Genomic DNA, 6,360 nt, shown 5'->3' with positions numbered 1-6,360 from the left:
GGCCTAAGATACGGTTCAGAGTCTGTCGGAAGACCGGGGAAACTTATCTACCAAACATGGTCCCAGCCATTAGGTGCGACACAGCTTTCCCCGGTTTCCACTTAATGAAATTCTACGATTTCCAAGATACAAGGTGCGACATTCTTGTCGCACATAAAAATCCTCCATATTGGTTCGGCGGGTGGGTACAGGCTCTCAGCCTGTACATCGGCCCGGGGGCCGATGGGTTTCTCCCTTGGAAAAATGTACATGCTGAGAGCATGTACCTGCCGGGAAAAATAAAGAAAGCTTTGAAAATATTTCTGGGTGCCGGATCAAGTCCGGCATGACACAATAATTTCAGGCGGCGCTTTCGCGCTCCACGTTCCAGCCGGGGAACAGGATCACGGCGGGATGGCATTCAGTGACCTTCACAATTTTCCCGCTGCGTAAAGAGAGAGGCTTTAAGCGGTCAGCAGTCTGCGCTGCAAAAGGGTCTGCATGTCGCGGCGGCCATCGGAGATCAGCAGGACATATACGGCATTATCGATAACCCGGTAAATTATCCGATAGGGTTTGAAAAATATCTCGCGGTAATCGCGTATTCCCAGCGCCAGCAGTTCCTTTGGATATGCGCCGCGCTTTGGGGATGCGGCAAGGGTGGCGACCGCCTTTTCAATTTTATCCAAAACGTGCTCCGCTTTTTCCGGAGCGTCATGCCGGGCGATGTGATCGTACAGTTCTTCGAGGTCATGCACCGCGTCGCTGGTCAGGTGAACCGCGAATGGCATTAGCAGTTTTCCCCGCGCTTCCTCAGGCGCTTGAACACCTGCGCGGCGGGTTCGGTTTTGCCTTCCTTGATTTGGCGGCCGCCCAACGCGAGGATTTTCAGCAGTGCCATCGTCTCCTGATTCTGTTCGTAGCTTGCGATGTCCTGCATCACGGCCTTCGCCTCGCCGTTTTGGGTGATGACAAGCGGCCCGCCGCTTTCGCTTATGTTGCGCACGATCTCGGCGGCATGCGCCTTCAGGTAACTGATCGGCTTTATCCGGCTGGATTTCATAATGGCTCCGTATTTTGATATGACTAAATATAGTTCATAAACAGGTCAATGGTCAAGATTGGGGGGATGTTCTTTTTAAAACCCCTTCCCGCGCCTCCCCTTGCTAAGGGGAGGACTTTATTCTTTCACCCCCGATTCGCACAGCGCGGTCAAGCGCGGACGGCACAATTGGTGGAAATGGCGCGGTTGGCGCGGTTGGAACGTTGAGTGGCGGAAAAAACCTGACGGGTTGAAGGATTTGGAGGATTTGGCGCGTTTAGGGGGATTTGAAAGAATTGAAGGAAGATTTTTCGGGTGGGTGTGGGGAGGGAGAGCCGGAGCGGGAGGGAAGAGAGCTTTGATAGTGTGTATGGGTCCCCGCGTTCGCGGGGATGACAAGAAAAAGGTCGGCCCGTTGGGCCGACGACACACAGGATTGTGTGTCCTGCCAAGGTCAGAGGGAGGAGAGGGCGTTCACCTTTTGGATGAGCTGCGCCACTTGCGGCTTGCCCACAACGTCGTCCACGCCGAGAGCTTTCCATTCCTTGATCCGCTCCGGCGTGGCCATGCTGGAATAGACGATTATCTTAAGTCCGGCGAAGCGTTTGTCCGCCTTGAGTATGCGGGCGAGGTGCAGCCCGTCCATCATCGGCATCTCCACATCGACGGTGACGGCGTTGATGAAGTCGCTGAGCGGCCGCTTGAAGTTTTCCGCCTGCCGTTGCAGCTCTTCCAGATCGCGTATCGCGTCCACGCCGTTGGTGGCGGTCAGCACCTCGTAGCCGGACTCCGTGAAGGCCGCTTCCATGATGCCGCGGGTCAGGCCGCTGTCGTCCACCACCATCACGGCGTGGCCCGGCACCGGGGCGGCTTCGATATCGGCTCCGTCTTCCATCGTATCGGGGTCGATGTCGGCGAGCAGTTTCTCCAGGTCGAGCATCATCACGATGTGTCCCGCGTTGCGGTAGAGGCCGGTGGAGGCGAGCTGCTTTCCCTGCTTCATGAACGCGGTGGGGGGGGATAGCTGGTCGAACGGTATCCGGTGTATGCGGTGTACGCGGCTCACCATGAAGCCGGCGCGGAGCATGTTGAACTCCACCACGATGGTCCGCTCGTAGCGGTAATCCGGCTCCCATTTCCCCAGCCAGCGGGGAAGGTTGATGACCGGTATCACGTCGCCGCGCAGGTCGATGACCCCTTCCAGCGCGGGATGTTCGCGCGCGGAGTGGGCGATGGCGGGGGTGGCGATCACCTCGCGCACCTTGTTGACGTTGATGCCGAAGAAGTTCGATTGCGGCGCGCCGCCGGGGCCTTTTTCGTCTATTTCGAATTCGATGACTTCAAGGATGGAAGAGGCGGCGGGGGCGGGAACCTGTTCAACCAGTGGCATCGCCTCAGTCGCCGAACGATATCCCCGTGGAGCGGGCGGCCACGATAACCTGGTCGCCGGGCGAGACTTTCCGGTTTTTCGCCGCTTCTTCCAGCGGCACCGCCTTGATGTCCGGCGTCCGGAGGCAGGCCATCTTTCCGAACTCCTTGCGGTGCGTCATGTGTACCGCTTCCACGCCGAGGCGGGTGCAGAGGACGCGGTCGAAGGCCGAGGGCTTGCCGCCGCGCTGGATGTGCCCCAGCACCACCGTGCGGGTTTCTATGCCGGTGGCGGCTTCTATTTGGTCCGCCACCACGTTGGCTATGCCGCCATAGCGGGCGCCGGTGGTCGGGTCGTCCACCACCCTCTTGATGGTGACGCTGCCCCCCACCGGCTTGGCCCCTTCGGCCACCAGCACGATGGAGAAATGCTTTCCCTTGCCTTTGCGTTCGTAAATCTTCTGGCAGACCTTTTCGATGGTGTACGGTATTTCGGGGATCAGGATGATGTGCGCGCCGCTGGCGAGGCCGCTGTAAAGGGCTATCCAGCCGGTGTCGCGCCCCATCACCTCCACCACCATCGCGCGGTCATGCGATTCGGCGGTGGTTTGGATGCGGTCCACCGCGTCGGTGACGATGCCGACGGCGGTATCGAATCCGAAGGTGTAGTCGGTGGCGGAAAGGTCGTTATCGATGGTTTTGGGAACGCCGATGATGTTGAGCCCTTTTTCCTTGTAGAGCTTGAGCGCGGTGGAGAGCGTGCCGTCTCCGCCGACGATGATAAGGGCGTCGAGGCCGTTGCTCTTGTAGGTTGCCACCACGCGGTCGGAAACATCGTGCGTAATTTTTTTGCCGCCGGCAACTTCGATGTAATTGTACGGATTGTCGCGGTTCGAGGTGCCCAAAATGGTGCCGCCGCGCAGCAGGAGGCCGCCGACGTTGTCGCCGGTGAGGGGGCGCGATTTGTTTTCGATCAGCCCTTTGTAGCCGTTCAGGAAGCCGATCACGTCCCAGTGGTAATGCTCTTCCGCCGTCTTCACCGCAGAACGGATAACCGCGTTGAGTCCGGGGCAGTCGCCCCCGCCGGTGAGAATTCCTACCTTCATAACTATTTGAGTTTACCAGATGCCGTAGTCCTTCAATGAAATAAAATTGCTATTATTTTGAAAATTTCCATTACCGTATCGAAGCGTTATTTGATGTAAAAGTCAACAATAATACATATATAATACATCTAATTAATATGTATTATATAAAATATATGGGAATTCAAACAATATGTTGACAAAGAGGGTTTTAATTACTATAATTTGGAAGCTCGGAGGATTTGAGGAGGATGTTCGGAGTTCTGGTGTTTGGAGGAGTTGTGTTGTGGTTAGTCCCGGCAATAAAGTAAAAAAAATCCGCGAAGATAAGATGATGAGTAAAGCGGAACTTGCGCGGAAAACCGGTCTTTCGGTGCAAACCATTGACCGCATAGAGAAAGGGCATATCTGCCGGCTCGATACCAAACGGAAAATACTTCTTGCCCTCGGCTTGGGGCTTGAATACCGGATTGAAGTGTTTAACGACGAGGAATAATTAAAAAATAGGAGCAGTGGACGGCCATGTTTTTTTCATCCTCGCAGTTGCTTGTGGCTCTGGATATTGGCGCCCATAGCGTAAAGCTTGCCCAGCTTAAAAAAGGGCGCAAAGGGTTGGAACTCTTGAATTTCGGGATGATTCAGCTTCCGGAAGACACGGTAATGGACGGAGAACTGGAGAATCCCCAAGCGCTCGCCGATGCGTTGCGCAATCTTCTGAAATCCGAAAAGATCAAGAATAAAAATGCCGTTATCGGCATTTCCGGCCAGTCGGTCATCATAAAGAAAATCTCGGTGCCGCTGATGTCCGAAGAAGAGCTTAACGAGATGATCCGCGAAGAGGCGGAGCAGTACATTCCTTTTGATATTGACGAGGTGCATCTCGATTTCGCGATCGTGAAAGCGGAAGGGGACATCCCCGTGGAGAAAGGGGCGGCTAATGAAGACCGCCAGATGGACGTTATCATTGTCGCGGTACGCAAAGAGGTCATTAAAAAATACATGGATGTGTTTAAAGAAGTCGGCATGAAGGTGAAAATTGTCGATTTGTCGGCCTTTGCCTTGGAAAACGCCTTCGAACTGAATTACGAGGTTGATAGGGACGCGGCTATCGCCTTGGTGAATATCGGGGGGTCGATGACAAACGTCAATATAATGGAGGCGGGGGTGACCGCCTTTAGCCGGGACATTACGATAGGCGGGTCTACGATTTCTGAGGAAATCCAAAAAAACATGTCGATTGGGTTTAAGGAGGCCGAGAAGATCAAGCTCGGCATGATTCCGCGTGATATGAACCGTGCGGACATCATAACCCAAGTGAAGGATTCCGTTGAGTTTATCTGTGGAGAATTGCGTAAAACCTTTGATATGTATGAGAAAACGTCGGATTTTAAGGTGTCAAAAATATACCTTTCCGGGGGGAGTTGCCTCATGGAAGGGCTCGATCTTTTGATGCACCAGAATCTTGGTATTGAAGTTGAGGTGATGAATTCATTTCGGAACGTATATTGCAACACCAAGAACTTTGATGAGCAATACATTGAGGCCATGGGGCCGGTTGCCGCTATTCCCGTTGGATTGGCTTTGAGGATGACAAACGATAAATGATTAAGATAAACCTTATAACCGTAAGAATACCGAAAGATCACCTGATCGTTCAGCGGCAGGCCATGTCGGTTGTCGGCGGGGTTATTTTATCTATCATCATTGTTGGCTGGTGGGCGAGTCACGCCAGCGCCACCAAGGAGGAAGTGCAAAACCAGCTTGAGGGTGAAAAGGCGAAGTTGCAACGGCTGGAGCAGGTCGCGACGCGGATCGAAGAGTTTGAAAAGAAAAAACTGCGCCGCGAACAGATTCTCGATGCGATCAAAAAGCTGGAGACCCGCAAAGTCGGGCCGCGCCTTTTCCTGGACGATCTTAACATGATACTGCCATCCGACGTCTGGCTGTCGAAGATCACCCAGCGCGACGTTACCATCAGCGTGTCGGGCTACAGCTTCTCGAACTCCGCCATCGCCGACCTGATGCGCGCGATGGAAGCATCGCCGAACTTTTCCGATATGGAGTTGGGCCAGATCACGAACGAAGTGATGAAGGGCGAAGATATCAAGAATTTTACGCTAAACTGCGGTTGGGAAGCCGTGAAAAAGCTTGAAGAGAAACCCGCTTCGCCCAAAGCGCCCGCGGAAAAGAAATAGACAGTATGGAATTGGAAGTTTTACAGGAAAAGGTTTTCTCAAAGATACCTTATGGCCGCCTTACGGGGATGCCGTTAAATGTCCGTTGGGGCATTGTGGCCAGCATACCGTTGGTGTTAATCGTCGCGGCCTATTTCTTGTTGATCAGCGGCACCATGGCCGAAACCGACGTCATCCGCGAGGAACTGCTGAAAGCGCAAAAAGATGTCCAGGTGAAAGAGGCGCTGGAGCGCCGGCTGCCGGAATTTGAAAAGAAAATCGCCGAGTTGGACGGGCAGTTGGCGATGATCCGCCGCCAACTCCCCGAAAAAAAGGAAATACCGGATCTTCTGGATCAGATATCCAGCCTTGGCACGCAAAGCGGCCTTCAGTTTCAGCTTTTCAGGCCGTTGCCCGAAGCGGAAAAAGACTTTTATGCCGAGGTGCCGGTTGATCTGGTGGTGTTCGGCAGTTTCCACAACGTGGTGGAGTTTTTTGACAAGGTGGCCCGCATGCCCCGTATCGTAACCATCACCAACATCGAAATTGGCAAGTCCGGCAACAAAATGAAGGGGACGCGGCTTAAGGGGACGCCGGTGGAAGCCAAGTGCAAGGCGGTGACTTTCCGTTTCCTTGAAACAAAAATCGACACGCCGGCGCCAGCCGCGGCGGCGGTAAAGGCTTCACCGCCCGCGGCGGGGGGGCATTAAGC

Annotated in this window: 8 protein-coding genes; 4 read left to right on the top strand and 4 right to left on the bottom strand. The window is 54.2% G+C overall.

The annotated features are described in order from the left end of the window. Positions 1-443 precede the first annotated feature (443 nt). From HZA03_05845 to HZA03_05830, 4 genes are all read right to left on the bottom strand, one after another. Positions 444-770, bottom strand: a complete 327-nt coding sequence (locus HZA03_05845; protein MBI5637477.1) for a type II toxin-antitoxin system RelE/ParE family toxin — start codon at positions 768-770, stop codon at positions 444-446. Continuing rightward, positions 770-1,042, bottom strand: a complete 273-nt coding sequence (locus HZA03_05840) for a type II toxin-antitoxin system Phd/YefM family antitoxin (protein MBI5637476.1) — start codon at positions 1,040-1,042, stop codon at positions 770-772. The genes HZA03_05845 and HZA03_05840 overlap by 1 nt, the downstream gene beginning before the upstream one ends. A 433-nt stretch (positions 1,043-1,475) precedes the next feature. Then, positions 1,476-2,411, bottom strand: a complete 936-nt coding sequence (locus tag HZA03_05835) for a chemotaxis protein CheV (protein MBI5637475.1) — start codon at positions 2,409-2,411, stop codon at positions 1,476-1,478. 4 nt (positions 2,412-2,415) lie between these two features. Then, complete coding sequence (locus HZA03_05830) at positions 2,416-3,495, bottom strand: ATP-dependent 6-phosphofructokinase (GenBank protein ID MBI5637474.1); 1,080 nt, start codon at positions 3,493-3,495, stop codon at positions 2,416-2,418. Between the two features lie 172 nt (positions 3,496-3,667). On the opposite strand from HZA03_05830, the gene HZA03_05825 reads away from it, so the two are divergent. From HZA03_05825 to HZA03_05810, 4 genes are all read left to right on the top strand, one after another. Beyond that, positions 3,668-3,970 carry a helix-turn-helix transcriptional regulator gene (locus HZA03_05825; protein MBI5637473.1) on the top strand — a complete coding sequence of 101 codons (303 nt, stop codon included), beginning with the start codon at positions 3,668-3,670 and terminating at the stop codon, positions 3,968-3,970. Between the two features lie 53 nt (positions 3,971-4,023). Next, a complete protein-coding gene (gene pilM / locus HZA03_05820) occupies positions 4,024-5,079 on the top strand; it encodes a type IV pilus assembly protein PilM (protein ID MBI5637472.1) in 1,056 nt (351 codons plus the stop codon). Beyond that, positions 5,076-5,669 (top strand): PilN domain-containing protein, encoded by a 594-nt coding sequence (locus HZA03_05815; GenBank protein MBI5637471.1) that lies wholly within the window; start codon positions 5,076-5,078, stop codon positions 5,667-5,669. The genes pilM and HZA03_05815 overlap by 4 nt, the downstream gene beginning before the upstream one ends. Positions 5,670-5,764: 95 nt before the next feature. Continuing rightward, complete coding sequence (locus HZA03_05810; GenBank protein MBI5637470.1) at positions 5,765-6,358, top strand: type 4a pilus biogenesis protein PilO; 594 nt, start codon at positions 5,765-5,767, stop codon at positions 6,356-6,358. Positions 6,359-6,360 lie beyond the last annotated feature (2 nt).

The organism is Nitrospinota bacterium (genome assembly GCA_016217735.1).
Lineage (GTDB): Bacteria > Nitrospinota_A > UBA7883 > JACRGQ01 > JACRGQ01 > JACRGQ01.
Note: the sequence above shows the minus strand (reverse complement) of the source record. Positions and strands in the feature narration are given on the sequence as shown.

Excerpts from the sequence above, each read along its gene's own strand:
- HZA03_05825 (MBI5637473.1), top strand. The coding sequence starts at position 3,668 with ATGTTGACAAAGAGGGTTTTAATTACTATAATTTGGAAGCTCGGAGGA.
- HZA03_05840 (MBI5637476.1), bottom strand. The coding sequence starts at position 1,042 with ATGAAATCCAGCCGGATAAAGCCGATCAGTTACCTGAAGGCGCATGCC.
- HZA03_05835 (MBI5637475.1), bottom strand. The coding sequence starts at position 2,411 with ATGCCACTGGTTGAACAGGTTCCCGCCCCCGCCGCCTCTTCCATCCTT.
- HZA03_05845 (MBI5637477.1), bottom strand. The coding sequence starts at position 770 with ATGCCATTCGCGGTTCACCTGACCAGCGACGCGGTGCATGACCTCGAA.
- HZA03_05830 (MBI5637474.1), bottom strand. The coding sequence starts at position 3,495 with ATGAAGGTAGGAATTCTCACCGGCGGGGGCGACTGCCCCGGACTCAAC.
- HZA03_05815 (MBI5637471.1), top strand. The coding sequence starts at position 5,076 with ATGATTAAGATAAACCTTATAACCGTAAGAATACCGAAAGATCACCTG.